The organism is Pseudoxanthomonas sp. J31, from assembly GCF_000510725.1.
Taxonomy (GTDB): domain Bacteria; phylum Pseudomonadota; class Gammaproteobacteria; order Xanthomonadales; family Xanthomonadaceae; genus Pseudoxanthomonas.
Genome location: NZ_AZNZ01000014.1, coordinates 26,845 through 52,422, shown reverse-complemented (window position 1 = coordinate 52,422; position 25,578 = coordinate 26,845). Strand labels below are relative to the sequence as shown.

21 protein-coding genes are annotated in these 25,578 nt (G+C 71.8%); 13 read left to right on the top strand and 8 right to left on the bottom strand.

All coding sequences use genetic code 11. The features are described from left to right. Positions 1–49: 49 nt before the first annotated feature. The gene (locus PSEJ31_RS0113540) at positions 50–1,162 is read right to left on the bottom strand and encodes a polysaccharide biosynthesis/export family protein (protein WP_084220875.1); all 1,113 of its coding nucleotides are present in this window, start codon (positions 1,160–1,162) and stop codon (positions 50–52) included. Between the two features lie 105 nt (positions 1,163–1,267). Next, positions 1,268–1,624 carry a hypothetical protein gene (locus tag PSEJ31_RS16940; RefSeq protein WP_028915760.1) on the bottom strand — a complete coding sequence of 119 codons (357 nt, stop codon included), beginning with the start codon at positions 1,622–1,624 and terminating at the stop codon, positions 1,268–1,270. A 206-nt stretch (positions 1,625–1,830) separates the two neighbouring features. Between PSEJ31_RS16940 and PSEJ31_RS0113530 the strand changes: the two genes are divergently transcribed. From PSEJ31_RS0113530 to PSEJ31_RS0113500, 7 genes are all read left to right on the top strand, one after another. Next, entirely contained in the window at positions 1,831–2,271 is a 441-nt protein-coding gene (locus PSEJ31_RS0113530; RefSeq protein ID WP_019398118.1) for a low molecular weight protein-tyrosine-phosphatase, read from the top strand. A gap of 48 nt (positions 2,272–2,319) precedes the next feature. Then, positions 2,320–4,548, top strand: coding sequence for a polysaccharide biosynthesis tyrosine autokinase (locus PSEJ31_RS0113525; RefSeq protein WP_028915759.1), 2,229 nt, complete (start codon positions 2,320–2,322; stop codon positions 4,546–4,548). A 50-nt stretch (positions 4,549–4,598) separates the two neighbouring features. Beyond that, a complete protein-coding gene (ubiA, locus tag PSEJ31_RS0113520; RefSeq protein WP_028915758.1) occupies positions 4,599–5,504 on the top strand; it encodes a 4-hydroxybenzoate octaprenyltransferase in 906 nt (301 codons plus the stop codon). A gap of 195 nt (positions 5,505–5,699) precedes the next feature. Further along, positions 5,700–9,128, top strand: coding sequence for a LamG-like jellyroll fold domain-containing protein (locus PSEJ31_RS0113515; protein ID WP_232211030.1), 3,429 nt, complete (start codon positions 5,700–5,702; stop codon positions 9,126–9,128). 4 nt (positions 9,129–9,132) lie between these two features. After that, the gene (locus PSEJ31_RS0113510; RefSeq protein ID WP_028915756.1) at positions 9,133–10,440 is read left to right on the top strand and encodes a sugar MFS transporter; all 1,308 of its coding nucleotides are present in this window, start codon (positions 9,133–9,135) and stop codon (positions 10,438–10,440) included. Between the two features lie 122 nt (positions 10,441–10,562). Continuing rightward, on the top strand, positions 10,563–13,514 hold the full coding sequence (locus tag PSEJ31_RS0113505; RefSeq protein WP_028915755.1) for a TonB-dependent receptor: 2,952 nt from the start codon (positions 10,563–10,565) through the stop codon (positions 13,512–13,514). Positions 13,515–13,680: 166 nt separating this feature from the next. Further along, complete coding sequence (locus PSEJ31_RS0113500) at positions 13,681–14,601, top strand: carbohydrate kinase (protein WP_028915754.1); 921 nt, start codon at positions 13,681–13,683, stop codon at positions 14,599–14,601. Positions 14,602–14,614: 13 nt separating this feature from the next. On the opposite strand, the gene PSEJ31_RS0113495 is transcribed toward PSEJ31_RS0113500, so the two are convergent. The 3 genes from PSEJ31_RS0113495 to PSEJ31_RS0113485 form a co-directional block, all read right to left on the bottom strand. After that, positions 14,615–15,817 (bottom strand): AGE family epimerase/isomerase, encoded by a 1,203-nt coding sequence (locus PSEJ31_RS0113495; protein ID WP_028915753.1) that lies wholly within the window; start codon positions 15,815–15,817, stop codon positions 14,615–14,617. A 111-nt stretch (positions 15,818–15,928) separates the two neighbouring features. Next, complete coding sequence (locus tag PSEJ31_RS0113490) at positions 15,929–16,972, bottom strand: LacI family DNA-binding transcriptional regulator (protein WP_028915752.1); 1,044 nt, start codon at positions 16,970–16,972, stop codon at positions 15,929–15,931. Between the two features lie 76 nt (positions 16,973–17,048). Beyond that, on the bottom strand, positions 17,049–17,783 hold the full coding sequence (locus PSEJ31_RS0113485; RefSeq protein ID WP_028915751.1) for a ComF family protein: 735 nt from the start codon (positions 17,781–17,783) through the stop codon (positions 17,049–17,051). 77 nt (positions 17,784–17,860) lie between these two features. Between PSEJ31_RS0113485 and bioB the strand changes: the two genes are divergently transcribed. Genes bioB through bioC form a run of 5 tightly spaced genes read left to right on the top strand, consistent with a single transcriptional unit; the run spans position 17,861 to position 22,220 of the window. Next, the gene (gene bioB, locus PSEJ31_RS0113480) at positions 17,861–18,895 is read left to right on the top strand and encodes a biotin synthase BioB (protein WP_019398107.1); all 1,035 of its coding nucleotides are present in this window, start codon (positions 17,861–17,863) and stop codon (positions 18,893–18,895) included. Positions 18,896–18,949: 54 nt separating this feature from the next. Then, the gene (gene bioF, locus PSEJ31_RS0113475; RefSeq protein WP_028915750.1) at positions 18,950–20,149 is read left to right on the top strand and encodes an 8-amino-7-oxononanoate synthase; all 1,200 of its coding nucleotides are present in this window, start codon (positions 18,950–18,952) and stop codon (positions 20,147–20,149) included. Between the two features lie 44 nt (positions 20,150–20,193). Beyond that, positions 20,194–20,520 carry a hypothetical protein gene (locus PSEJ31_RS0113470; protein ID WP_232211027.1) on the top strand — a complete coding sequence of 109 codons (327 nt, stop codon included), beginning with the start codon at positions 20,194–20,196 and terminating at the stop codon, positions 20,518–20,520. A 37-nt stretch (positions 20,521–20,557) separates the two neighbouring features. After that, complete coding sequence (bioH, locus tag PSEJ31_RS0113465) at positions 20,558–21,322, top strand: pimeloyl-ACP methyl ester esterase BioH (protein WP_037035230.1); 765 nt, start codon at positions 20,558–20,560, stop codon at positions 21,320–21,322. 13 nt (positions 21,323–21,335) lie between these two features. Further along, positions 21,336–22,220, top strand: coding sequence for a malonyl-ACP O-methyltransferase BioC (bioC, locus tag PSEJ31_RS0113460; protein WP_019398103.1), 885 nt, complete (start codon positions 21,336–21,338; stop codon positions 22,218–22,220). Between the two features lie 155 nt (positions 22,221–22,375). On the opposite strand, the gene PSEJ31_RS0113455 is transcribed toward bioC, so the two are convergent. Genes PSEJ31_RS0113455 through PSEJ31_RS0113445 form a run of 3 tightly spaced genes read right to left on the bottom strand, consistent with a single transcriptional unit; the run spans position 22,376 to position 24,403 of the window. Beyond that, positions 22,376–22,798 (bottom strand): ketosteroid isomerase-related protein, encoded by a 423-nt coding sequence (locus PSEJ31_RS0113455; RefSeq protein WP_028915747.1) that lies wholly within the window; start codon positions 22,796–22,798, stop codon positions 22,376–22,378. Positions 22,799–22,841: 43 nt separating this feature from the next. After that, positions 22,842–23,459 (bottom strand): YdcF family protein, encoded by a 618-nt coding sequence (locus tag PSEJ31_RS0113450; RefSeq protein WP_019398101.1) that lies wholly within the window; start codon positions 23,457–23,459, stop codon positions 22,842–22,844. Continuing rightward, positions 23,447–24,403 (bottom strand): pyridoxal-phosphate dependent enzyme, encoded by a 957-nt coding sequence (locus tag PSEJ31_RS0113445; RefSeq protein ID WP_028915746.1) that lies wholly within the window; start codon positions 24,401–24,403, stop codon positions 23,447–23,449. Before PSEJ31_RS0113445 ends, PSEJ31_RS0113450 begins: the two co-directional genes overlap by 13 nt. Positions 24,404–24,538: 135 nt before the next feature. Between PSEJ31_RS0113445 and PSEJ31_RS17135 the strand changes: the two genes are divergently transcribed. After that, a complete protein-coding gene (locus tag PSEJ31_RS17135; RefSeq protein WP_198015062.1) occupies positions 24,539–25,342 on the top strand; it encodes a hypothetical protein in 804 nt (267 codons plus the stop codon). Positions 25,343–25,578 lie beyond the last annotated feature (236 nt).

Genomic DNA, 25,578 nt, shown 5'->3' with positions numbered 1-25,578 from the left:
CGGCGGGAGCCTTGGGCCCGGTGGACGGTAGACGCTTGCACGGCGGCCGTCAGTTGTTGGAAAGATCGTTGCTGGCGCTTGCGGCGTTGCTGATGATCCCGGTGAACGGCAGCAACTGGTTCACGAAGCGGCTCCAGCGGGTAATGCCGGCGGCGCCCACGAACACCACGTCGCCGGGCAGCAGCTCGAACTGGCTGGCCACCGCGAAAGCCGCGGGGGACTTGGCCTCCAGCTGGTAGACCACGGAAGGCTGCTGCTCGAGGGCATCAGGCTTGGCGCCGCGGATCACGTACACCGCATTGCCATCCGCCGTCGCCTGCGCCAGACCGCGCGCCCGGCCCAGCGCCTGGCTGAGGCTGATGCTGCCGGTCTTGAAGTTCTGCGCGCCGGGCTGGTTGACCTCGCCCACCACAAAGACTTCCTTGGCATCCAGGTAAGGGATGTAGATCTGGTCCTCTGCCTTCAGGTAGATCGGGGTGCCTCCGAGCCGGGTCATGTCGAGCACGTATGTGGTGCCGTCGCGGGTCAGGCGCACGCCGGATAGATCGGCTTGGGAGGGATCGAAACCGGCGGTGCTGATGGCGTCTTGCAGCGTCAGCGGGACCACGGTCAGCGGCACCACGGAAGCCTGGCGTGCAGCGCCCGACACCCAGACCCTCTGACTGGCATAGGTCAGGATCGACACGTCCACCTGCGGCTCATGGATCACAGCTGCCAGCTGGCCGGCAAGCTTGTCTCGCAGCTCGGTCGGAGTGAGCCCAGCTGCTTGGATCTTCCCTATATATGGGTAGAACAGCGTTCCGTCGCCCTGGACCAGGCGACCCGCGAGATTGACCTGCTGCTGTGGACCCGCAGGGACCGTCAGCTCCGGATGGTCCCAGACGGTGATGTAGAGCACATCACCCGCTCCAATGCGGTAAGGATCGGGGTGGTAATCCAGCAGGGCGCGCGGGATCTGCTCCGAACTGGCGCGGCCGGCATGTTCCTGCGCAATGAGGCGCGGGGTAATCGCCACGAGATCCAGCTGGTCATTGCCGGATGTCCGGATCTGGCCTGGTCCTGGCTTGGTACGGGCCAGATGCTGGCCGGGGGCCCAGACACAGCCGGAGAAGAAAAACGCCGCCATCAGCGCGAGTGCGCCGGACCGGTAGGCTCGATTCATGTCGCTTCCATTCGAGTTCACGGGGGAGGGGGCCCCGTACACAAAAAAGCCCGCCGGACATCGAAGGCCGGCGGGCCTTGTGCTCAAGACATCCAGGGCGGGCTATCAGCCGCCGGTGCCACCCGTGCCGCCGGTACCACCCGTGCCGCCAGTGCCACCGGTACCGCCGGTACCACCCGTGCCCGGATCAGGACCCGGACCCGGGCCCGGGCCCGGGCCGGGACCCGGCTGGGCGCGGTTGTCGTTATCGTCATTGATCACCGACAGCACGCCGATGGCCAGCGCGGTGCCACCCGCGGCCCAGGCAACCGCTTCGCCATCGACGCCGCCACCCGCAGCGGTGTCGCTGCCCGCCGCATCGCCGCTCTCTTCCTGCTGGGTGCTACCGGAATCCTGCGCAAACGCGTACGGCTGCGCGACCAGACCCAGTGCGATGGCCAGACCGATCAGTTTGGTCTTCATGGGGGAAACTCCGTTTCAAGATGGACGGGCTACTTCACAGGCCAGACCATAAGCGGGCCCAGGGGGGCTTGTCAATCAGTGGTTTATGCACGAAACCTTCACGCTGTCGCGCTGCAGCATCGGGTTGCATCGGGTAAGCTTGCGCGCGGCCGGGACGTACTGCGCTCCGGAACCATTGGAACCAGTCAGCGCGGGGACCGGCGTTAGTGTTCAGAAAGATCCTGTTTGTCTGTGTGGGCAACATCTGCCGCAGTCCCACGGCGGAACTGCTGATGCGCCACCGGCTGCAGGGGCGCCCGGGTGTGGAAGTGTCGTCCGCGGGCCTGCAGGCCCTGGTCGGGCGGCCGGTCGATCCGGAAGCGGCCGCCCTGCTGCGCGAGGCGGGCATCGACCCGGACGGGCACCAGGCGCGGCAGGCGACGCCCTCCATCCTGGCCGCAGCGGACCTGGTCCTGGTCATGGAGCACGCCCACCAGACCAGGATTGCGCGCGAAGTGCCCCAGGTCAGTGGCAAGACCTTCTTACTCGGCAAGTGGCGGGGGCAGCGCGAGATCCCCGACCCGTACCGCCAGCATCGCGAAGCCTTCGAGCACGTGTACCAACTGATTGATGATTGCGTCGACAGCTGGCTCCCCTACATCAAGTGATGTTGCCGGCGTCACGTTCCCCCGGTCTTACAACTCTGGAAGAGAACTATGGGCAAGGAAAAGGCAGCGGTAACGCCCGCCACTGAAGACGAGATCGACCTGCGGGAACTGGTCGGCGTACTGATTGACCGCAAGTGGTGGATCATCGCCACCACGGCAATCTTTTTCGTGCTGAGCGTGGCCTATGTACTGTTGGCCGCGCCGGTGTACCGCGCCCAGGCGATGGTGCAGGTCGAATCGAAGATGCCCAGCATTCCGGGCTTGTCTGACCTGACTTCGTTGGCCGGTGGCGGCAGTGTCGCGTCTACCACCGAGGTGGCTCTGCTTCGCTCGCGCACCGTGGTTGGCTCGGCAGTTGATCAGCTGAAACTCGACATCTTCGTTGAGCCGTATAGGCTCCCTTTGATTGGCGGTGCGCTGGCCCGCCGGTTTACTCCGCTCGAAGGAGGGAAGATTGCTGAGCCATTCCTGGGCTTGGATAGCTTCGGCTGGGGAGGAGAGACCCTTGAATTCCAGCGTCTGGAGGTGCCTCAGGCTCTTGTCGATAGCGAGCTGACCCTTGAGGTGCTCGACGATCAGGGTGCTTACGCACTGCGTGATGAAGATGGCAATGAACTGGTGAGGGGCAGGGTGGGCAAGCCCGCAGAGCGTGGCTCCGTGCTGGCCGAAGTCTCGACCCTCCATGCCAATCCGGGCATGAGGTTCAAGGTCGTCAAGGCTCGTCGCCTGGACGTCGTGGCCGCTCTGCAGCAAGACATCAATGTTGCGGAGCAGGGCAAGGAATCCGGCATTCTCCTTGTCACCTACGAAGATACCGATCCGGCGCGCGCTGAAGCTGTAGTGCAGAAGATCGTTGAGGCCTATGTCCGCCAGAACGTCGAGCGCAGCTCGGCCGAGGCGGCTGCCCAGCTGCAGTTCGTCAAGGACCAGCTGCCCACCGTGCGCAAGCAGGTGGAGGAAGCGCAGGAGGCCATGGCCCGTTACCAGTCCTCGGCCAACTCCGTGGACATCACCATGCAGACCAAGGGCCTGCTGGAGCAGGAGGTCGCGGTCGAAACCAGCATCCAGCAGCTGCGCCTGAAGCAGGCGGAGATGGACCGCAGCTTTACCCGCGACCATCCCGCCTACCGCGCGCTTATGAGCCAGATCGGCGAGCTGGAGGCACGCAAGGCCAGCTTCCGCCGCCAGGTCAGCGAGCTGCCGGATACCCAGCAGGAACTGCTGCGCCTGACCCGCGACCTGCAGGTCAGCAACGAGCTCTATACCGCCCTGCTGAACCAGGCCCAGCAGCTGGATGTGGCGCGCGCGGGCACGGTGGGCAATGTGCGCATCGTCGATCCGGCCGTGGCTGACACCTCCAACCCGGTCAAGCCGCGCAAGGCGCTTGTGGTGCTGGTGGCGACGATGCTGGGCGCATTCCTTGCCATCGCCTTCGTGTTCGTCCAGCGCATGCTCAACCCGGGCATCGAGGACCCGGCCGTGATCGAGGAGCTGGGCCTGCCGGTCTATGCGGCCATCCCGCTGAGCAACTCCAAGGCGCTGCCGACGGCCAAGCGTGACCGCCTGGGTGTGCACCATATCCGCGCCGACGGCCGCCAGCACCTGCTGGCCGTCGACGAGCCTGCGGACCTGGCGGTGGAGGCGCTGCGCAGCCTGCGCACCAGCCTGCACTTCGCCATGCTGGAGGCAAAGAACAACATCCTCACCATCTCCGGTCCGCGTCCGGGCGTGGGCAAGACCTTCGTCTCCTCCAACCTCGCCGCGGTGATCGCCCAGGCCGGGCAGCGGGTGCTGGTGGTCGATGCCGACATGCGCAAGGGCACTTTGCACAAGCTGCTGGGCATCAGCCACAAGAACGGCCTGTCCGACGTGCTGGTCGGCAAGCTGGACCTGGACGCGGCCATCCACGCGGTGCCGGACCTGCCGAACATGCACTACATCGTGCGTGGCGACATCCCGCCGAACCCGTCCGAGCTGCTGATGCACCCGCGCTTCAAGCAGATCGTCGAGACGCTGGCGCCGCGCTACGACCTGGTGATCATCGATACCCCGCCGATCCTGGCCGTAACCGATGCAGCCATCGTCGGCGCCCACGCCGGTTCGACCCTGCTGGTGACCCGTTTCGGCCTCAACCAGGCCAAGGAGATCCTGCTCACGCTCAAGCGCTTCGAGCAGAACGGCGTGCAGGTCAAGGGCACGATCTTCAACGCGGTGGAGAAGCGCGCCACCGGCTACTACAGCTACGGCTACTACGAGTACAAGGCGGCCGACGCCTGATGTAGCGGAAGCAGGCCGGCACCCGTTGCCGGCCTGCTAACCTTTGCGCCATGGGTTACGAACGTTACGAGCGGGCCACCGCGCCGGGCCCCGGCTGGCGCGAACGCCTGGGGCAGTACTGGAAGCTGGTCCGCGGCGACCGCCCGATCGGCGTGCTCCTGCTGCTGTGGCCGACCTGGTGGGCGCTGTGGCTGGCCGCCGGCGGCGTGCCGGGTCCCTGGACCCTGTTCGTGTTCACCGCCGGCGTGTGGCTGACCCGCTCGGCCGGCTGCGTGATCAACGACTACGCCGACCGCTGGCTCGATCCCAGGGTCGAGCGCACCCGCGACCGCCCCCTGGCCACCGGCGCCGTCTCCGGCCGCGAGGCGCTGGCGGTGTTCGCGGCACTGATGCTGGTGGCCTTCGCCCTGGTGCTGACGCTCAACCTGCTGACCATCCTGCTCAGCTTCGTCGGCCTGTTCCTGGCGGCCACCTATCCCTACCTGAAGCGCTACACCTACCTGCCGCAGGTCTACCTGGGCATGGCCTTCGGCTGGGGCATCCCGATGGCCTTCGCCGCGGTGCAGGGCGAGGTGCCGGCGCTGGGCTGGCTGCTGTACTGCGCCAACATCCTCTGGTCCACCGCCTACGACACCTGGTATGCGATGGTCGATCGCGAGGACGACATCCGCGCTGGCTCCAAATCCACCGCCATCCTGTTCGGCGACCTCGACCTGGTCGCGCAGGGCGTGCTCTACGCCTTGGCCTTCCTTGCCCTCGCGCTCGCGGGGCGGCAGGCACAGCTGGGCATGGCCTACTGGGCCGGCCTGGGCGTGGCCGCGCTGCTGGTGGCGTGGGAGTTCTGGATCGCGCGCCGGCGCGAGCGCGGGCCCTGCTTCCGCGCCTTCCTGCACAACAACTGGGTCGGCGCGGCGGTATTCGCCGGCATCGCCGCGCACTACCTGATGGCCGGCTGAGCCGGCCGGCCCGCCGCGCCACCCCGGATCCCTGCCCTCCCCTCGCCGTGTTGCGGCGCAAGATGAAACCGCGGGCGGCATTGGGTAACGTTACCTGAGGCCGGAAGAGGCGGGGGCGATTGCGCCGCCGCGGAGACGCCACGGGCTGGGGAGGATCGGATGTTGGATCGCGTGTTGCGCAACGCGTGCGGGTGGCTGCTGGCTGCCGCGCTGTTCGCGCCGTGCCCCTCGGGCGCCGCCGAAGGGCCGTGGAACGTGGAGGCGCTGTCCGGGGGCATCGGCCTGGAGAAGCCGCTGGCGGAGGCCTCAGCCCTGCGCGCGGCGGCGGACTGGACCGTGCATGGCTGGGTCCGCGCGGACGAGGTGCCCGCCGGGCGCATGCTGCTGGCCGGCCACGGCGATCCGCAGGGCGCGGGGCGGTTCTTCCAGAGCGACGGCGGTGCGCTCGGGTTCTGGTTCGGCGACGGGCGCAGCGTGGAATCGCAGGCGCGGCTGCAGCCCGGGCGCTGGCACTTCGTCGCCGCGGTCGCCCAGGGCGGCCGCCTGGCCCTGTACCTGGACGGGCGCCGCGTCGCCGGGGGCGACGCACCGGCGGCAGCGGTCGCGCCGAAGCTGGTGTTCGCCCCGCACCTGCAGCCCTGGCCGCAGGCGCCGCACTTCGCCGGGCGCATCGCCGGCTTCACCTGGGAGCCGCGTGCGCTCGATGCGCGGGCCCTGGCCGAGGCCGGCTGGCAGCCGCCCGACGACGGCCTGACCCGCTACGAGCAGGCCTCGCCGGCGTGGCCGGTGCAGACGCGGCAGCAGGCCGGGCAGGTGACGCCGCAGCCGCCGGCGACGCTGCCGCGCAGCCGCGCCGGGTTCGACGCGCCGCGGGCCACGCCGCCGGCCGCCGGCGCGGCGCTGCAGCCGCTGGATGCGCACACCTGGACGGTCGCGCGCTGGCGCCTGGCGTCCGCGCGCGACGTCGGCCCGGCCGGCGGCGCCGCACTCTCGCGCCCCGGCGCCGCGGCCGGCGGGCCCTGGCACGAGGCCACCGTGCCGGGAACGGTGCTGGGCACGCTGGTGGACCGCGGGGTGTACCCGGACCCGGACCACGGCCTCAACAACATGGCCATCCCCGAGGACCTCAACCGCCAGGACTGGTGGTACCGCAGCGAGTTCGACGCGCCGGCCGCGCTCGCCGGCCGGCAGCTGCGCCTGGATTTCAACGGCATCAACTACGCCGCCGAGGTCTGGCTCAACGGCCAGCGCCTGGGCCACATCCGCGGCGCCTTCGCGCGCGGCCGCTTCGACGTCACCGGGCGCCTGCTGCCCGGGCGCCGCAACGTGCTGGCGGTGCGGGTCTCGCCGCCGCCGCACCCGGGCGTGCCGCACGAGCAGTCGCTGGCCGGCGGCGTGGGCGAGAACGGCGGCATGCTGGTGCTCGACGGCCCCACCTTCGTCGCCAGCGAGGGCTGGGACTGGATCCCCGCCGTGCGCGACCGCAACACCGGGCTGTGGCAGGACGTGCGCCTGCATGCCGGCGGCGCGGTCGCCATCGGCGACGCCTGGGTGGCCAGCACCGTGGCCGCCGACCACCGTACCGCCGAGCTGGCCATCGAGGTTCCGCTGGAGAACGACACCGCGGCCGCGGTCGAGGGCGAGCTGTCCGTCGCGTTCGACGGCGTGGACCTGCGCAGCGCGGTGGTCGTGCCGCCGGGCGGCACCACCGTGAAGCTCGATGTCGCCCGCTTCCCGCAGCTGCGCGTGCAGCAGCCGCGGTTGTGGTGGCCCAACGGCTACGGCGCGCCGGAGCTGTACACCCTGCACCTGGCCTTCCGCACCGGCGGCGCCGAGTCCGACCGCAAGGCCGTGCGCTTCGGCATCCGCGAGGTGAGCTACGAACTGTCGCTGTTCGACGCCGAAGGCCGCCTGCGCCGGGTGGAGTACAGCCCGGCGCGCGAACCGGGCCGGCGCGTGGTCGACGTGCGCCACGAAGCCATCCGCAAGGCGCCCGGCGGCTGGGCGCAGTCGCTGCTGCCCGGCGCGGAGGCCTCGCCGGCGCTGCGACCGCTGCACGACACGCGGCTGGCGCCGTACCTGGCCTTGCGCGTCAACGGCGTGCGCATCGCGGTCAAGGGCGGCAACTGGGGCACCGACGACTGGCGCAAGCGCAGCTCGCGCGAGCGGCTGGAGCCCTACTTCCGCTTGCAGCGCGACGCGCACATGAACGTGATCCGCAACTGGGTCGGGCAGAGCACCAATCCGTCCCTGTACGAGCTGGCCGACGAGTACGGCATGCTGGTGTTCAACGACTTCTGGGCCTCCACCCAGAACTACAACCAGGAGCCGGCCGACGAGGCGCTGTTCCTGGCCAACGCGGCCGACGTGGTCCGCCGCTACCGCAGCCACCCGTCGATCGTGCTGTGGTTCGGCCGCAACGAGGGCGTGCCGCCGCCACTGCTCAACGAGGGCCTGGACGAGCTGGTCGCGCGCCTGGACGGCACCCGCCTGTACATGGGCAGCTCCAACGAGGTCAACCTGCAGGGCAGCGGCCCGTACAACTACCGCGAGCCGGAGGAGTACTTCACCCGGCTGGCGCAGGGGTTCTCGGTGGAGGTCGGCACGCCCTCGTTCGCCACCCTGGAGGCGTTCCGGGCGATGGTGCCCGAGGCCGACCGCTGGCCGATCAGCGACGCCTGGGCCTACCACGACTGGCACCAGGCCGGTAACGGCGATACCGCCAGCTTCATGCGCGCGCTGGAGCGCAAGCTGGGCCAGGCCACCGGGCTGGAGGACTTCGAGCGCAAGGCGCAACTGCTCAACTACGAGACCCACCGCGCCATCTTCGAAGGCTTCAACGCGCACCTGTGGGAGAAGAACAGCGGCCGGCTGCTGTGGATGAGCCACCCGGCCTGGCCCAGCCTGATGTGGCAGATCTACAGCCACGACTACGACACCCACGCTGCCTACTACGGCGCCCGGAAGGCCGCCGCGCCGCTGCACCTGCAGATGAACCTGCCGGGCCGCGACCTGGCCGTGGTCAACAACACCGCCGCCGCCCACACCGGCCTGCGCGCCCACGTGTCCGCCTGGGCGCTGGACGGGCGCGCGCTGGGCCGTGGGGAAGCGGCGGTGGATGCCGCGCCGGTGGCGGTCACGCCGGTACGCACCGCGCTGGACCTGGGCGCGATCGTGGCCCGCGAGCGCGTGGCCATCGTCGCCCTGGAGCTGCGCGACGCGACCGGCACGGTGCTGGACGACAACGTCTACTGGACCGCCGCCACGCCGGAGGACCTGCGCGCGCTGGAAGGGCTGCCCCGGGTGGCGCTGCAGGCGCAGGTGGCCGCGGCCGGGCCCGGGCGGCTGGAGGTGAACCTGCGCAACCCGGCGCCGGTGGCGGTGCTCAACGCCAAGCTGACCCTGGTCGACGCACGCGGGGAACGCATCCTGCCGGCGTACTACAGCGACAACTACCTGCACCTGCCGCCGGGGCAGTCGCGCACCGTCGCCATCGAGGTGCCGCGCGGCACGATGCCCGACGGCGCGCGGGTCACCCTGCGCGGCTGGAACGTCGAGCCGGCCACGGCCGAACCCGCCGCCGTGCCCGCCCCGGCCACCACCACCGCGTCCGCACAGGAGTAGACCCATGCACTTCGCTGGCCAGCAGGAACCCGGAGCGCCAGGCTCCGCCACCGCCTCGACCCGGCTGCTGCCGCTGGTCATCGCCCTGTTCTTCGCCTGGGGCTTCTGCACCGTCCTGGTGGACGTGCTGATCCCCAAGCTCAAGGCCACCTTCTCCCTCGGCTACGCCGAGGCGATGCTGACCCAGTTCTGCTTCTTCCTGGCCTATTTCCTCGTTTCCATCCCCGCCGGCCTGCTGGTCAGCCGCATCGGCTACCTGCGCGGCATCGTGCTGGGCCTGCTGGTGATGGCCGGCGGCTGCCTGATGTTCTCCCCGGCCGCGTCCATGGGCTGGTACCCGGCGTTCCTGGCCGCGCTGTTCGTGCTGGCCGGCGGCATCACCATCGTGCAGGTGGCCGCCAACCCCCTGGCGGCCGGCCTGGGCGACCCGGCGCGCGCGCACAGCCGCCTCACCCTGGCGCAGGCGTTCAACTCCGTGGGAACCATGCTCGGCCCGCTGTTCGGCTCGGCCATGATCCTGGCCGCGGGCGTGAGCGAGCCGGCGCCGGGCATGGATGCGGCCGCGCTGGCCGCCTTCCGCGTGGAGCAGGCCGGCCACGTGCGCGTGCCGTACATGATCATTGCCGCGGTGCTGGTGCTGCTGGCGGCACTGTGCTGGTGGGTGCGGCGCGCCCCGGTGCCGGCGGTGCGGCCGGTGAACCAGGGCGACTACCTGCGCCTGCTGGCCATCCCGCGGCTGAGCCTGGGCGCGCTGTCCATCTTCCTCTACGTCGGTGCCGAGGTCGCCATCGGCAGCGCGCTGGTGAACTACCTGATCATGGCCGGGGCCACCGATTCCGAGCACGCCGCCGGCAACCTGATCTCGGTGTACTGGGGCCTGGCGATGGTCGGGCGCTTCGTCGGCTCGTGGGTGCTGCGCTTCGTGGCGCCGGGCCTGGTGCTGGCCGCGTGCGCGGTGGGCGCCGGCACGCTGGCGGTGCTGGCCGCCACCACCCTGGAAGGCACCGCCGCGGCCGTGGCGATCCTGTCCATCGGCCTGTTCAACTCGGTGATGTTCCCGACCATCTTCACCCTGTCCATCGACGGCCTCGGCGAGGACACCGCCGGCGGCTCGGGGATCCTGTGCCTGGCCATCGTCGGCGGCGCGGTGGTGCCGCTGCTGATGGGCCTGGCCGCCGACCGCATCGGCCTGGCCCTCGCGCTGCTGGTGCCGGCGGCCTGCTACGGCTGGATCGCCTGCTACGGACTGCTGGTGAAGTGGGGCCTCATCGGCGCTCCGCGCGCCACGGCCACCGCCGTGCCCGACGCATGACCTGAGCGGTGCCGCGCGCGCCCCGGCGCCGGCCGGGGCGGTCGCAGCTGCCGCGCATAGCGAAGATATCGTTACCTCAACTGCGGCCCGGCCGCGCATGCAGACCACCCTGGGAGGGGCACATGAAGCAGTCGCACCATCGTAGGAAGCCGCTGGCGACGTCGATCGCCGTCACCCTGTTCGGCCTGGCCGGGACCATGCCGGCGCTGGCGCAGGACGCCGCCCCGCCGCCGCCGCAGGAGGGCGCGGTCGAGCTGGACCGCATCGTCGTGCGCGGCGTGCGCGGCGCGCAGGCCACCGCCATCAACACCAAGCGCGACGCGCTCCAGATCGTGGATTCGATCTCGGCCGAGGACATCGGCAGGCTGCCGGACATCACCATCACCGACTCGCTGCAGCGCGTGACCGGCGTGCAGATCCGCCGTTCGGCCGGCGAGGGCGCGCAGGTCAACATCCGCGGGATGCCCCAGGTGCAGACCACGATGAACGGCGAGCTGTACCTGGGCGCCGGCGGCGGCGACCAGTTCGGCCAGCCCAACCTGGGCACCGCGCAGGCCGATTTCGTGGACGTGCCGCCGACCCTGTTCGACGGCGTGGACGTGATCAAGTCGCAGACCGCGGCCGACCTGGAAGGCGGCATCAGCGGCACCATCTCGCTGCGCACGCGGCGCCCGTTCGACCTGCCCGAGGGCGTGACCGCCAGCGGCCAGGCCGAGGCCTCGTACGGCGACGCGGTCGAGGAGGTCAACGCGCTCTACTCGGGCCTGTTCAGCTACCGCAACGACCGCTGGGGCGCGCTGCTGTCGGTGTCCTACTCCGACGCCACGCTGGAGAACAAGCGCCCGAGCGTGTGGAGCAACGGTGCGCAGAAGTCCAGCGAGGCCAACGTCGGCTTCGACTTCAACGGCGACGGGGTGGTGGGCGGCAACACCGACCCGGCCAACGAACCGCGCGAGTACTTCTACAACTGGGTCGCCACCGAGCTGGAGACGCGCCGCACCGAGCGCGAGCGCACCGGCGTGAACGGCTCGTTCCAGTTCAACGCCACCGACGCGCTGACCCTGATCGGCGACGTGGCCTACACCCGCCTGGAGGACTTCAACGCCTCGGTCGCCGCGCAGCTGCACACCGGCTGGGCCACCGACCAGCTGCAGCCGGGCTCGATCGTCGACGGGAACGGCGTGGTCGAGTACGGCCTGTTCCACTACAACCGCTTCCAGGCCCACAGCGTCGGCGCGCCGAGCACGTCCGAGGCGCTGAACACCAACCTGGAGCTGCGCTACGACAACGGCGGCCCGTTCCGCGGCACCCTGCGCTGGGTGCACGGCAAGTCCGAGCGCACCTACGACGAGGCGCGCGCCGACGCGGTGGTCACCCGCGGCAGCCAGATCACCCGCGCCGACGGCACCACCCAGTGGGCGAACGCCAACGGCCTGGAGTCCGTGGACGCGGCGATCGACTTCCGCGGCCGGTTCCCGCAGCTGACCATGCTCACCGACGTGTCCAACCCGGACAACTGGCAGCTGATGTCCACCTGGGCACAGGGCAACAGGATCGACGCGACGCTGGACGCGCTGCGCGCCGACGGCGTTTTCGAGTTCGACGACGGCGCGGTGCGCTCGTTCCAGTTCGGCCTGCGCTACGGCGAGCGCGACTACGAGTACGCCGCCTACCGCTACCTGTCGCCGGTCTCGCCGGGCCCGTGCGCCAACCCGGACCGCGCGCTGTACTACTTCAAGGACCCGCTGATCACCGACGCCTGCACCGGCTACTCCGAGGCCCGCGTGCTGCCGTTCAACGCCATCGACGGCTACTGGGCGCGCTTTTCCGACTTCGGACCCGTGCGCATCGAGGGCATCGGCCAGGGCCTGCCGGCGGTGGACCCGGAGGCGATGCGCGACCCGGTCGCGTACCTGGACAGCCTGTACCCGGGCAACGTGGCCTACATGCACGCGCCGGACTCGTTCAAGGTGGCCGAGAAGACCCTGTCGGGCTACTTCATGGCCAACCTGGAGGGCACCACGGGCGGCAACGGCATCCCGTGGCATGCCAACGTCGGCGTGCGCGTGCTGCAGACCCGCACCGACATCGACCAGTACCAGGTCGACGGCGGCGATTTCATCGGCAGCCACGACTGGAACGGCGTCAACCCGGCCAGCGACGTGAACCGCATCGCCAAGAGCCGCACCGACGTGCTGCCGGCGCTCAACCTCACCTTCGACCTGTCCGACGAGCAGAAGCTGCGCTTCGGCTACAACAAGGCCATCGCGCGGCAGAGCCTGCCGGACCTGGGCCGCGGCCTGGTGGTGTTCTACGCCGCCAACGGCACCCCGCCGCGCAACCCGGCCCTGCCGCCGGACGCGCAGCTGTTCCTCAACGGCCGCGCCGGCAACCCGGACCTGGAGCCCTACGAGGCCGACTACTTCAACACCTCCTGGGAGTGGTACTTCGCCGACGCCTCGCTGCTGAACGTGGGCGTGTTCCTGATCGACGTGGAGAACTCGCCGGCGGGCGTCACCCGGATCGAGCTGCTGCCGGACGCCGACGGCGTGGTCCGCGAGGGCGGCCCGGTGCAGCGCGTGGTCAACGGCGGCAGCGGCACCATCAAGGGCTTCGAGGTGGGCTACCAGCAGGCGTTCGACTTCCTGCCCGGCTGGTGGAGCGGCCTGGGCGTGAACCTCAACTACACCTACTCCGACGCCACCGCCGGCGGCGGCGAGGACATCGAGGGCAACGTGCTGCCGGTGGCCGACAACTCCCGCCACCAATACAACGCCATCCTCTGGTACCAGAAGGACCGGTTCCAGGCCCGCCTGGCCTACAACTGGCGCAGCAAGCGCTACAGCGCGCTGGACACGGCGGCCTGGGGCGACGCGCTGGCGCTGTGGAACGAAGCGGTGGGCTACCTGGACGCCTCGGTCAGCTTCGACATCACCCCGGCCTGGAGCGTGTACCTGCAGGGCACCAACCTGACCAACGAGAGCGAGCGCCGCTACGCGCAGTGGAGCAACCACTTCTACGACGCCAACGTGTTCGAGCGTCGCTACTACGCCGGCGTGCGCTTCCGCTTCTGACCGGCCACCGCCGCCCGGCCCGCCCTCCCTCCCCTCCGGGGCGGGCGGGGCGGCGGCATCGCGCGGCCGCTGCCGTATGCTGCGCCGCGGCCGGCACCTGCCGCGTTCGGCCGCGCCTTCGCCCGGCGCGGCCACCTTCTTTCCTCCGTCCGCCAGCGAGGCCCGCATGACTTCCATCGCTCCCCTGCCCCGGCTCGTGGTCTTCGGCGAGGCGCTGACCGACTTCGTGCGCACGGGCGAGGCGAGCTGGCGCAGCGTGGCCGGCGGCGCCTGCTGGAACGTGGCGCGGGTGGCCGCCACCCTGGGCCTGCCGACCGGCTGGGGCGGGGCGGTGAGCGAGGACTTCCTCGGCCGCGAGATCGTGGACAAGTCGCGCGAGGCGGGCTTGGACCTGCGCTTCCTGCAGGTGGTGGCGCGGCCGCCGCTGGTGGCGATGGTCCACGAGCTGTCCCCGCCACGGTACTTCTTCCTCGGCGAGGGCGCGGCCGACCTGGCCTTCGACGCGGCGCGCCTGCCCGCCGGTTGGGAAGCGGCCTGCGAGTTCGCCCATTTCGGCTGCATCAGCCTGGTGCGTCAGCCGCTGGGCGCGCAGCTGGTGGCGCTCGCGCAGCGTCTGCACGCGGCCGGCGTGCCGCTGAGCTTCGATCCCAACTGCCGCAACCTGATGGGCGCGGACTATCCGCCGCTGTTCGAGCGCATGGCCGCGCTGGCGCGGGTGGTCAAGCTCTCGGACGAGGACCTGCGGCATGTCTACCCGTCGCTGCCCGCGGACCAGGCCCTGGCGCGCGTGCGCGGGCTGGCGCCGCAGGCGGTGCTGCTGTACACCCGCGGCGGCGAGGGCATGAGCGTGCACCCGCCCGGCGGTGCGGGCTTCGAGCAGCCCGCCTTCGCCGTGCCGGTGGCCGACACCGTCGGCGCGGGCGATGCCTGCGTGGGCGGGTTCCTGGCCAGCCTGCTGGCGCGCCCGGACGCCGGCCTGGCCGGGCACGCGCGCTTCGCCGCGGCCACCGCCGCGGTGGCCTGCACCCGCGCCGGCGCCTATGCGCCGACGCGGGCGGAGGTGGAGGCGCTGCTGGCCTCGGCGTGACCGCGCCGGTCGCCTAGGCGAGGACCCGCAACACTTCGTAGCAGGCGCCCATGGTGTGGTAGTCGGTCTTGCCGGCCGGGCTCTTCTCGTCGTCGTACTTGCGGTTGTCGCGGGTGAGGATGCGGTACCAGGCGCCGTGCCGGTGGTCCACGAAGTGGGCCCAGCTGTAGCGCCACAGGCGGTCGTACCAGTCCCAGTAGCCGGCCTCGCCGGTGCGCTCGCCCAGCAGCGCCGCGGCGGCCAGCGATTCGGCCTGCACCCAGAAGTACTTGTCGTCGTCGTAGAAGCGGCCTTCCGGGTCGTTGCCGTAGACCAGGCCGCCGTGCGCGGCGTCCCAGGCCATGGCCACCGCGCGGTCGAACAGCGCGCGTGCGCGCGGCAGGCGCCAGTCGGCCGGCGCGTGGCGGTCCAGGATCAGCAGCAGCTTGGCCCATTCGGCCTGGTGCCCGGGCTGGAAGCCCCAGGGGCGGAAGATGTTGCTGCGGTCGCCGCGGTTGTATTCCCAGTCCACGCTCCAGTCGGGCCGGTAGTGTTCCCAGACCAGGCCCCCGGCCAGCGTGGCCTGGCGCAGGGTCATGTTGTGCGCCAGCAGCGCGGCCCGCTCCAGGTAGCGGCGCTCGCCGGTGGCCTCGAACGCCGCCAGGAAGGCCTCGCATGCGTGCATGTTGGCGTTCTGGCCGCGGTAGGGCGACAGCCGCCAGTCGGCGGTGGCCTCGTCGGCGTACAGGCCGTGCTGCGGTTCCCAGAAGCGCTGTTCCATCAGCGTCCAGGTTTCGTCCAGCCACCCGCGCGCCTCGCCGATGCCGGCCTCCAGCGCCTTGGCGTAGGCCAGCACCACGAAGGCCAGGCCGTAGCAGTGGTTGGTGGCGTCCACCGCCTGGCCGTCGCGCAGCAGCCAGGCGTAGCCGCCGGTGCGCGGGTCGCGGTGCGCCTCGCGCAGGAAGGCCACGCCGTGCGCGACCGCGTCGCGGTAGGCGGGATCGCCGAAGGCCTGCCACGCCATCGCGTAGTTGAAGACGAAGCGCGTGCTGCTGACCAGGTGGCGGGTGCGGCGGTCGTAGACGGCGCCGTCGTCGCGGAAGAAGTGGAAGAAGCCGCCGTCCGGGTCGATGCAGCGCGGATGGTAGAAGGCCATGGTGTGGCGGACGTGGTCCAGCAGGAACGCCCGCGAGCGGAAATCGGGCGTGGGGCCGTGGCCTGCCTGCGCTGCCGTCATGCGTGGCTCTCGTGTCTTGGATGGAGAGGGCCGCCTCGCCGGAAAGCCTTGCGCGACGGGCGTGGTAAGGTTACCTCATCGCCCGCCCCGGCGCATGGTGCGGCGCCGCAATCAGCCGGGCGCGGCCGAGGACTGGCGTCTGACCAGCGCGTACTTCATCACCTGGTGCGCCGCTTCGCGGCTGCGGCCGGCGCGGCGGTCGCGGATGCGCTCCAGCAGCGCGGACACCGCGGCCTTGCCCATCGCGGTCACCGGCTGGCGGATGGTGGTCAGTTCCGGCCACAGCGTGGTGGCCACGGGCGTGTCGTCGAAGCCGACCACGCTCAGCTCGCCGGGGATGCGCAGGCCCATGCCGTGGGCCACGGCCATCGCGCCGGCGGCCATGTCGTCGTTGCTGCAGAAGATCGCGGTCGGGCGCTGCGGCAGGTCCAGCAGCTGGCGCGCCGCCGACAGCCCGGAGCGGTAGGTGAACAGCCCCGGCGCCACGTAGGCGTCGGGCACGGCGATGCCGGCCTCGGCCATGGTGTCGCGGAAGGCCTGCAGGCGCAGCTGCGCCGGGGTGTGCTTGGGGTCGCCCTGGATGAAGCCGATGCGGGTGTGGCCCAGGTCGAGCAGGTAGCGGGTCATCGCCCGCGCGCCCTGGTAGTCGTCGATGCGCACCGAGGGCACGTCCTGCATCGGCGCGGCGGTGGCCACGGCCACCACCGGGATCCCGCGCTCGTCGAGCTCGCACACGGTCTGCGGCGAGTCGCACAGCGGCGGCGGCAGGATGACGCCGTCCACGCCCGCCTCCAGCAGGCGCTGGGTCGCCGCGCGCTGGCTCTGCATGCCGGCGCATTTCTCCACCAGCACCTGCACGCCGCTGAGGCTGCTCTGCTCGAGGATGCCGAGCATCAGTTCGTTGAGGTAGGCGGCGCTGGGGTTGCTGTACAGCACGCCCACGCGCGCCGAGCCGGTGGTGCGCAGCGAGCGCCCGGCCAGGTTGGGGCGGTAGTCGAGTTCGCGCACCGCCGCCTGCACCCGTTCCCGCAGTTCCACCGCCACGCGGGTGCTGCCGTTGATCACGCGCGAGGCGGTCATGGGCGAGACGCCGGCGTGCTTGGCCACATCGAGGATGGTCACCGCGCCGGGGGTCTTGCGCTTGCGCTGGGGCATTCTGGATCCGGATGGGACGCGCGGGCGGCCCGCGCCGGGCCGTTAGCGTAACCGCTCGCGCGCGTGCCGGCGCGCGCTAGGGCGTGCGCGCGCAGACCCAGGCGTCGACCCGGGCCACGCCGGCGCGGCGCAGCGCGCGGGCGGCCGCGTGCAGGGTCGCGCCGGTGGTCATCACGTCGTCCACCAGGACCACGTGCGCGGGCAGGGGCGGGCGGCCGTGCACGGCGAACGCGTCGCGCAGGTTGCGCCGCCGCGCCATCGCGCCCAGCTCGGACTGCGCCGCGGTGCGCCGGTGCCGCTGCAGCAGCCCGGCCGCCAGCGGCACCCCGGTGGCCCGCGCCAGCGGCCGCGCCAGTTCCAGCGCCTGGTCGTAGCCGCGCTGGCGCAGGCGGCTGCGGTGCAGCGGGACCGGCACCAGCGCCTGCGGGCGCTCGACGCCGTCCAGGGTCTCGGCCAGCAGGCCGGCCAGCAGGCGTCCGGCGGCCAGGTCGCCATGGAACTTGTAGCGCGCCAGCAGGCCATCCACCGGCGGGGCGTAGACGAAGGCGGCGTGGGCGAAGTGCAGCAGCGGCTCGCGCCGCAGGCAGCGGCCGCAGGTGCCGGGCACCGCCAGCGGGATCGCGCAGCGCGGGCAAGCGCAGTGGTTGCGCGGCAGCCACCAGTGGCAGGCCGCGCACATGTCGCGGCCGTCGTCGCCGGGCTCGCCGCACAGCAGGCAGCGCGGGGGCAGGAGGGTGGTGCCGATCCGGGCCGGCAGTCCGCGCAGCCATTGCCGCCAGTTCGCGGCGACCTTGTAAACCAGTGCGTCCATGTCAAGGTTGACAGCTTCCGGAGGTATTTCCAGACTGCCCGCCTCTTCTTGCCCCCGCAGTCAGGAAACTCCCTCCCATGGCCTCGGAAATCCGCCACGACTGGCGCCGCGACGAACTGCTCGCCCTGTTCGACCTGCCGCTGCCGGAACTGCTGTACCGCGCCGCCCGCGTGCACCGCGAGCACTTCGACCCCGCCGAGGTCCAGGTCTCGACCCTGTTGTCGGTCAAGACCGGCGGCTGCCCGGAGGACTGCGCCTATTGCCCGCAGGCCCAGCGCTACCACACCGGGGTGCAGGCCACGAAGCTGATGGACACCGAACAGGTGCTGGAGAAGGCACGCCAGGCCAAGGCCGCCGGCGCCTCGCGCTTCTGCATGGGCGCGGCCTGGCGCAGCCCCAGGGACCGCGACATCCCCAAGGTGGCGGCGATGATCGCCGGGGTGAAGGCCCTGGGCCTGGAAACCTGCGCCACCCTGGGCATGCTCTCGCCGGACCAGGCGCGCGCGCTGCGCGAGGCCGGCCTGGACTACTACAACCACAACCTCGACACCGCGCCGGAGTTCTACGGCGACATCATCCACACCCGCGAATACCAGGACCGCCTGGACACCCTGGCCCACGTGCGCGAGGCCGGGCTGAAGACCTGCTGCGGCGGCATCGTCGGCATGGGCGAGAGCCGCGAGCAGCGCGCCGGCCTGCTGCAGGCCCTGGCCAACCTGCCGGCGCATCCGGACTCGGTGCCGATCAACCGCCTGGTGCGGGTGCCCGGCACGCCGCTGGCGGAAACCGCCGAGCTGGACCCGTTCGAGTTCGTGCGCACCATCGCCGTGGCCCGGATCGCGATGCCGCGCTCGATGGTGCGGCTGTCGGCCGGGCGCGAGTCCATGTCCGACGAACTGCAGGCGCTGTGTTTCATGGCCGGGGCCAACTCGATCTTCTACGGCGAGCAGCTGCTGACCACCCCCAATCCGGCCACCGGGCGCGACCAGGCCCTGTTCGCGCGTCTCGGACTACGTGCGATGCCCCTCGTCGTATGTGATGATCATCACGGAACGGGCACGGTTGCAGGCGCTACCGTGCATGCGCAGATCATCGAGCCGGCATCCGCCTGAGCTGGGATGCGGCTCCCGCAGGTAGGGCTTACGCCCAGGGAAGTGCAGGGAATCATGGGCCGCATCGACATCCGCGAACGCATCCAGTCCGACCACCGCCTCCGCGCCGCGCAGGGCCGGCTGCGCCAGCGGCGCACCATCACCCGCCGCGACGGCGTGCGCCTGGAGGTCGACGGGCAGTGGCTGACCGGCTTCTGCGGCAACGACTACCTGGGCCTGGCCGCGCAGTTCGAGGTCGGCGCCGCGCTGCAGGACGCCGCCGCGCGCGAGGGCGTGGGCGCCACCGCCTCGCACCTGGTGTGCGGCCACCACGCGCTGCACCAGCAGCTGGAGCGCGAGGTCGCCGAATGGCTGGGCGTGCCGCGCGCGCTGCTGTTCGGCAGCGGCTTCGCCGCCAACCTGGCGGTGCAGCAGGCGCTGCTGGAGGACGGCGACGTCTGCGTGCAGGACCGCCTCAACCACGCCAGCCTGATCGACGCCACCCGCCTGGCCGGCGTGCGCCTGCGCCGCTACCCGCACCTGGACGCCGAAGGCGCGATGCGCCAGCTGCGCGGCACCGGCGAGGGTGCGGCGATGCTGGCCACCGACGGCGTCTTCAGCATGGATGGCGACGTGGCCCCGCTGCGCTCGCTGGCGCTGGTGGCGCGCACCGGCGAGGCCCTGCTGTACGTGGACGATGCCCACGGCGCTGGTGTGCTCGGCCCGCAGGGCCGCGGCAGCGTGGCCGAGGCCGGGCTGGGCGTGGCCGACGTGCCGCTGCAGCTGGTCACCCTGGGCAAGGCCCTGGGCGGCTACGGCGCGGTGGTGGCCGGCGACGCCGACCTGATCGAACACCTGGCTGGCACCGCGCGCCCGTACCTGTACACCACCGCGCTGCCGCCGGCCCTGGCCGCCGCTTCGCTGGCAGCGCTGAAGCTGGCCCGCCGCGACGACTGGCGCCGCGAGCGCCTGCGCGAGCTGGTGGGCCTGTTCCGCGAGGGTGCCAGCCGCTTCGGCCTGGAACTGATGCCCTCGAACACGCCGATCCAGCCGATCGTGTGCGGTAGCGAGGCCAGCGCGCTGGCCATGTCCGCGGCGATCGAGCGGGCCGGCTTCCTGGTCACCGCGATCCGGCCGCCCACCGTCCCCGAGGGCAGTTCGCGCCTGCGCGTGACCCTCTCGGCCCTGCACACCCCGCAGCAGGTGCAGGCGCTGCTGGCTGCGATCGCCGATGCGCGCGAGCGCGTCGACAACGGACGCGAAGCCGTGGCGTGAGTACCACCGCGCCAACGCCGGAACGCCGGCAGGTGTGGGAAGCGATGTCCGAGTTGTACCTCGACACGGACGTCGACGCCGAAGTGCTGACTCGCGTCGCCGGGGTGCTGGCGCAATCGCCGTACTCGCTGGACGAGCTGCAGAAGATCCTGCGCAACGAGGTCCACCCGGTGCTGGTGCCCAACCTGTGCAGCGTGGCGCCGGTGTGGGACGGCTTCGACCCGGAATGGCTGGCCGCGGAGATCGGCGCCCACCTGCGGCGGCCGTGGCCGGTGCGCTGGTGGCGCGCGCGGGTGATGCGCAGCCACGCCATCATCCTCTGGCACCGCCTGATCCGGCGCATCGCCTCGGCCCGGCGCCGCCACCATTGAGCGGCGTACGTCGCCCGCCATGGGCGACAATGCACGCATGCACATCGAAACCCTCGGCAGCGGACCGGACCTGGTCCTGATCCATGGCTGGGCGCTGCACGGCGGCGTGTTCGCGCCGCTGGCCGAACGCCTTGCCCCGCGCTTCCGCCTGCACCTGGTCGACCTGCCCGGGCATGGCCACAGCCGCGACTCGGAGGTGCCGCTGCAGCCGGCCGCGGTCGCCAGCGAGATCGCCTCGCGCGTGCCGCCGGCGCTGTGGCTGGGCTGGTCGCTGGGCGGCCTGTTCGCGCTGCGCGCCGCCGCCTCGCTGCCCACCGTGCGCGGCCTGGTGATGGTCGCGGCCACGCCGCGCTTCGTGCGCGCACCGGACTGGCCGCACGCGGTGGAACCGGCGGTGTTCGAACAGTTCGCGCGCGACCTGGAGCAGGACTACGACGGCACCCTCGAGCGCTTCATCGCCCTGGACACGCTCGGCTCCGAGCATGGCCGCGCCGAGCTGAAGTCGCTGCGCACCCTGCTGCACGCGCGCGGGCGCCCGCAGCCGGAAGCGCTGCACGCCGGCCTGCAGCTGCTGGAATCCACCGACCTGCGCCGCAGCCTGCCTTCGCTCGCGGTGCCCAGCCTGTGGCTGGCCGGGCGCCGCGACCGCCTGGTCAATCCGCGCGGCATGGCCGCCGCCGCCGGGCGCGCGCCGGGATCGCGCTTCGTGGAACTGCCCGGCGCCGGGCACGCACCGTTCCTCGGGCATGTCGATGCGGTCGCAGCGGAGCTGCTGGCTTTCGCCGACAATACCGGGCCCTGAGCCGCCCTCCGCCATGGATCCCGTATTCGACCCCCGCCAGGTGCGCCGCGCCTTTTCCCGCGCCGCCGCCGGCTACGACGATGCCGCCGCCCTGCAGGCGGAAGTGCGCACGCGCCTGCTCGAGTCGCTGGTCTACCTCGACGACAAGGTGCCGCAGGTGGTGCTGGACCTCGGCAGCGGCACCGGCCATGCCGCCGCGGCCATGCGCAAGCGCTGGCCGAAGGCGCAGGTGGTCGCCGTGGACCTGGCCCTGCCGATGCTGCGCCAGGCGCGCCGCCAGGCCGGCTGGTGGAAGCCGTTCGCGCGCGTGTGCGCCGATGCGCGCGCGCTGCCGCTGGCGGACAACAGCGTGGACGTGATCTTCTCCAACCTCTGCCTGCAGTGGGTGGAGGACCTGCCGGCGGTGTTCGCCGGCTTCCGCCGCGTGCTCAGGCCCGGCGGCCTGCTGCTGTGCTCCAGCTTCGGCCCGGAAACCCTGGTCGAACTGCGCGAGGCGTTCTCCGTGGCCGACGAGGCGCCGCACGTGAGCCCGTTCGTCTCGATCGCCGGCTTTGGCGACGCCCTGGTGCAGGCCGGCTTCCGCGACCCGGTGCTGGACCGCGACCTGTTCACCCTGACCTACACCGGCCTGCCGGCGCTGATGCGCGAACTGCGCGCGATCGGTGCGACCAATGCGTTGGCCAGCCGCCGCCGCAGCCTGACCGGCCGTGCCCGCTTCGCCGCCGCCGAAGCCGCCTACGAACCGCTGCGCGACGCCGACGGGCGCCTGCCCAGCACCTGGGAAGTGATCTACGCCCAGGCCTGGGCCCCGGACCCCGGCGCCCCGATCCGCCACGGCGGCCACGAGATCGCCGCCGTCCCCGTCTCCTCCATCCCCATCCGCCGCCGCAATCCCTGAGGCGCGTGGCGCCTCCCCACCGGGGAGGCGCCGGGGAGAAGGTCGGCACGCCTGCGCGACCAGCACTCCGCCGTGCGCAAAGCCCCGGATGCGCTTCGCTTATCCGGGCTACGCGCGATTACGAATCACAAATCACAAATCACGAATTCCCGCTCTCACCCCACCTGCGCAATCCAGTCCTGCAGGTTGTAGTAGTTCGTCACCCGCGCGATCTTGCCGTCGCGGATGTCGAAGAACGCGCCGCCGGGCAGCACGTAGGCCTGGCCCTTGGCCGGCGGCAGGCCCTCGTCGTCCTTCAGGTACTGGCCGTGGACCACGTACTCGGCCGCCGCGCGCGTGCCGTCGGCCGTGGCCAGGACCACGATGTCCTCCAGCCGCTCGCGGTAGCTGGCGTCCATGCGCTGCATGAAGGCGGCGAAGGCCTCGCGGCCGGTTTCGCGCGGGCCCTGGTTGAGGTCGTGGACCACGTCCTCGGCCAGCAGCGCGAGCATGGCCTGGCGGTCGCCGCGGTTGAACGCGTCGTAGTAGGCGGTGACCAGGGCAATGGCCCGGGCCTGCGGGGTGGTGTCGTTGCTCATCTTGGTTCCGGTGGAGGGAAGGCCGCGCATGATACGGCGCGCTTCAGGCCACGCGCGCCACCAGGTCGCGGTGGAAGAAGTAGACCTCCTGCAGCAGGAAGCGCCACTGGGTCTGGAAGCTGCGGAAGCGGGTGCTGGGCGTGGGCGAGCCGGCCGCCTCGATGCCCAGGTGCCGGCACAGGCGCAAGGCGCGGGACATGTGCAGCGGGTCGCTGACGATGATCGCGCTGTGCAGGTCGCGCTGCCGCATCAGTTCGCGCGCCTGCAGCAGGTTCTGCAGGGTGGTGCGCGAGGAGGTCTCGATCAGGATCGCCTCTTCCGGGATGCCCTGGCGCACGGCGTAGCGCCGCGCCACCTGGGATTCGGCGAAGCGCGCGCCGGTGCCGTAGCCGCCGGTGAACAGCAGCACCGGGGCGTAGCCGGCGCGGTACAGGTTCAGGCCGTGGCGGATGCGTTCCTCGAACACCGGCGAAGGCCGCGCGTCGTAGGCGGCGGCGCCGAGCACGATGATCGCGTCGGCCGGGCGCGCATCGTCGCGGTGCCCGACCCATACGATCCAGCCGGCCACGCCGGCCAGCCAGGCCAGGACCAGCAGCATCAGCCGCGCCATCCAGCGGCCGAATCCGCCGCCGCGCCGGCGCCGCGATCTCAGGCGCGCCAAGGCAATGCCTCCAGGTCCACGTTGCCTCCGGTGAGGATCACGCCCACGCGCTTGCCGGCCAGCTGCGGCGCACGCGCCAGCACCGCGGCCAGGGCCAGCGCCGAGGACGGTTCGATGGTCTGCTTGAGCACCTGCCAGGCCAGGCGCATGGCCTCCAGGGTGGCCGCGTCATCGACCACTGCGACCTCGGCGCCGGCCGCGCGCAGCACCGCCAGGTTGGGTGCGCCGATGCGCGCGCGCAGGCCGTCGCACACGGTGTCCGGGACGAAGTCCTGCGGCGGCGCGCCATGCGCCAGGGCATGCGCGGCATCCGCGGCGCCGGCCGGTTCGGCCAGCAGCAGGCGGCAGCCGCGCCCGGCGACTTCCAGCGCCAGCGCGCAGCCGGCCGCCAGGCCGCCGCCGCCGACCGGCGCCACCAGCACGTCCAGGCTGCCGGCCTGGTCCAGCAGTTCCAGCGCGGCCGTGCCCTGGCCGGCGATCACCAGCCGGTTCTCGTAGGGATGCACGATGCTGGCGCCGGTTTGCGCGGCGACGTCCGCGCAGGTGGCCTCGCGCGCGGCCTGGGTGGGCGCGCAGCGCCACAGCACGGCGCCGTGGCGGCTGATGTTGGCCAGCTTGGCCCCGACCGCGCCCTCCGGGACGACCACGTGGCAGGGAATGCCGCGCTCGCGCGCGGCCAGCGCCAGGGCGGCGCCGTGGTTGCCGGAGGAATGGGTGACCACGCCGCGGGCGGCGGCTTCGGCATCCAGCGCCGCCACCGCGTTGCAGGCGCCGCGGAACTTGAACGCGCCGCTGCGCTGCAGGTGTTCGGCCTTCAGGAACAGGGTGCAGCCGGCCAGTGCGTCGAGCGTGCGCGAGCGCAGCACCGGGGTGGTGGCTGCCCGGCCTGCGATGCGCGCGGCGGCGGCGAACACCTCGTCGGCGGCGGGCAACTGGGGGATCATGCGACACAGGTTAACTGAACGGCCCCGCCGCCGACCCCTGCCCAAGGCTGCATTGGGGCGCGGGAGCGGCAAGGGTTAAGCACGGATTCAAAGCGCGGCACCGAAGCTGCCGGCATACCGTACAGGGGGTGGCCCATGAAACTGAGGATGCTGAGCGGACTGGCCTGCGCCCTGGCGCTGTCCGGTTGCGCGACCTACGACTACGTGGGCACCGGCTACGGTGGCGACTATTACAGCGGTGCGCCGGTCACCGAGTACCACTACCACGAGTACGGTTACGGCTACCCCTATTACCGCTACACCCCGGGCGTCTCGCTGGGGGTGCATTACTACTACGGCGGGCGTTACCCGGCCTACGGCTATCCCGCCTACCCGTACTACCACGCGCCGTACCGCCCGCCGGTGCGGCCGCCGGCCACCGCCGGCGGCAGCCGCCCGGAAGGCCATCGCCCGCCGCCGCCGAAACACGACAATCCCGGCCATGATCGCCCGCGCGAGCGCGCGCCCTGGCGCGACCTGGACCGGCTGCGCGAGCAGCGCGCCGGCGCCGCGCGCGGCCCCGGGCGTCCGCAGCCCAGGCCGCAGGCGGCCCAGGGTGGCCCCTACCAGCCCCGCCCGCAGGCCGCCGGCCGGCCGGGCGGCATGGGGCCGGCCGCCGCCCCGGCGCCGCGCCCGGTGCAGGAGTACCGTCCGCGTCCGGACAACCAGGGTCGGCGCCTGCCGCTGCAGCAGCGCCTGCGTGCCGAGGAGGCCAACGCCGCCCCGGCCGCGCAGCCGGCGGTCACGGGTGGGCCGCGCCCGGCCACCTACGGCGAATCGCGTCCGGCCACGGTCCGCTCGCCGCGCCCGGTGGCCGGCGACGTCCCGCGTCCGGTCAGCAGCCCGCGGCGGGCCGAGCGGGTTCCCAGGTTTGAGACGCGGCGCACGCTGGAGCGCTGAAAATACGCTTGCGTTTGTGCGGCGCGCGCCGGCAAGCTAGCGCCCGTGTGACCGGCGGCGTCAACTTCTGACCCAGTCCGGCCAAGCCATGTCGATGTCCGGTAGGGAAATCTGGATCCCCCCTGTTCCGGCCCTACCGGACGTCGGCACCTCTGCACAGCCCGGCCCGAAAGGCCGGGCTGTCCCTTTTCCGGGCCGGAAAACCCGTAGCGACGCGGGTTGCGGGCAAAAAAAGG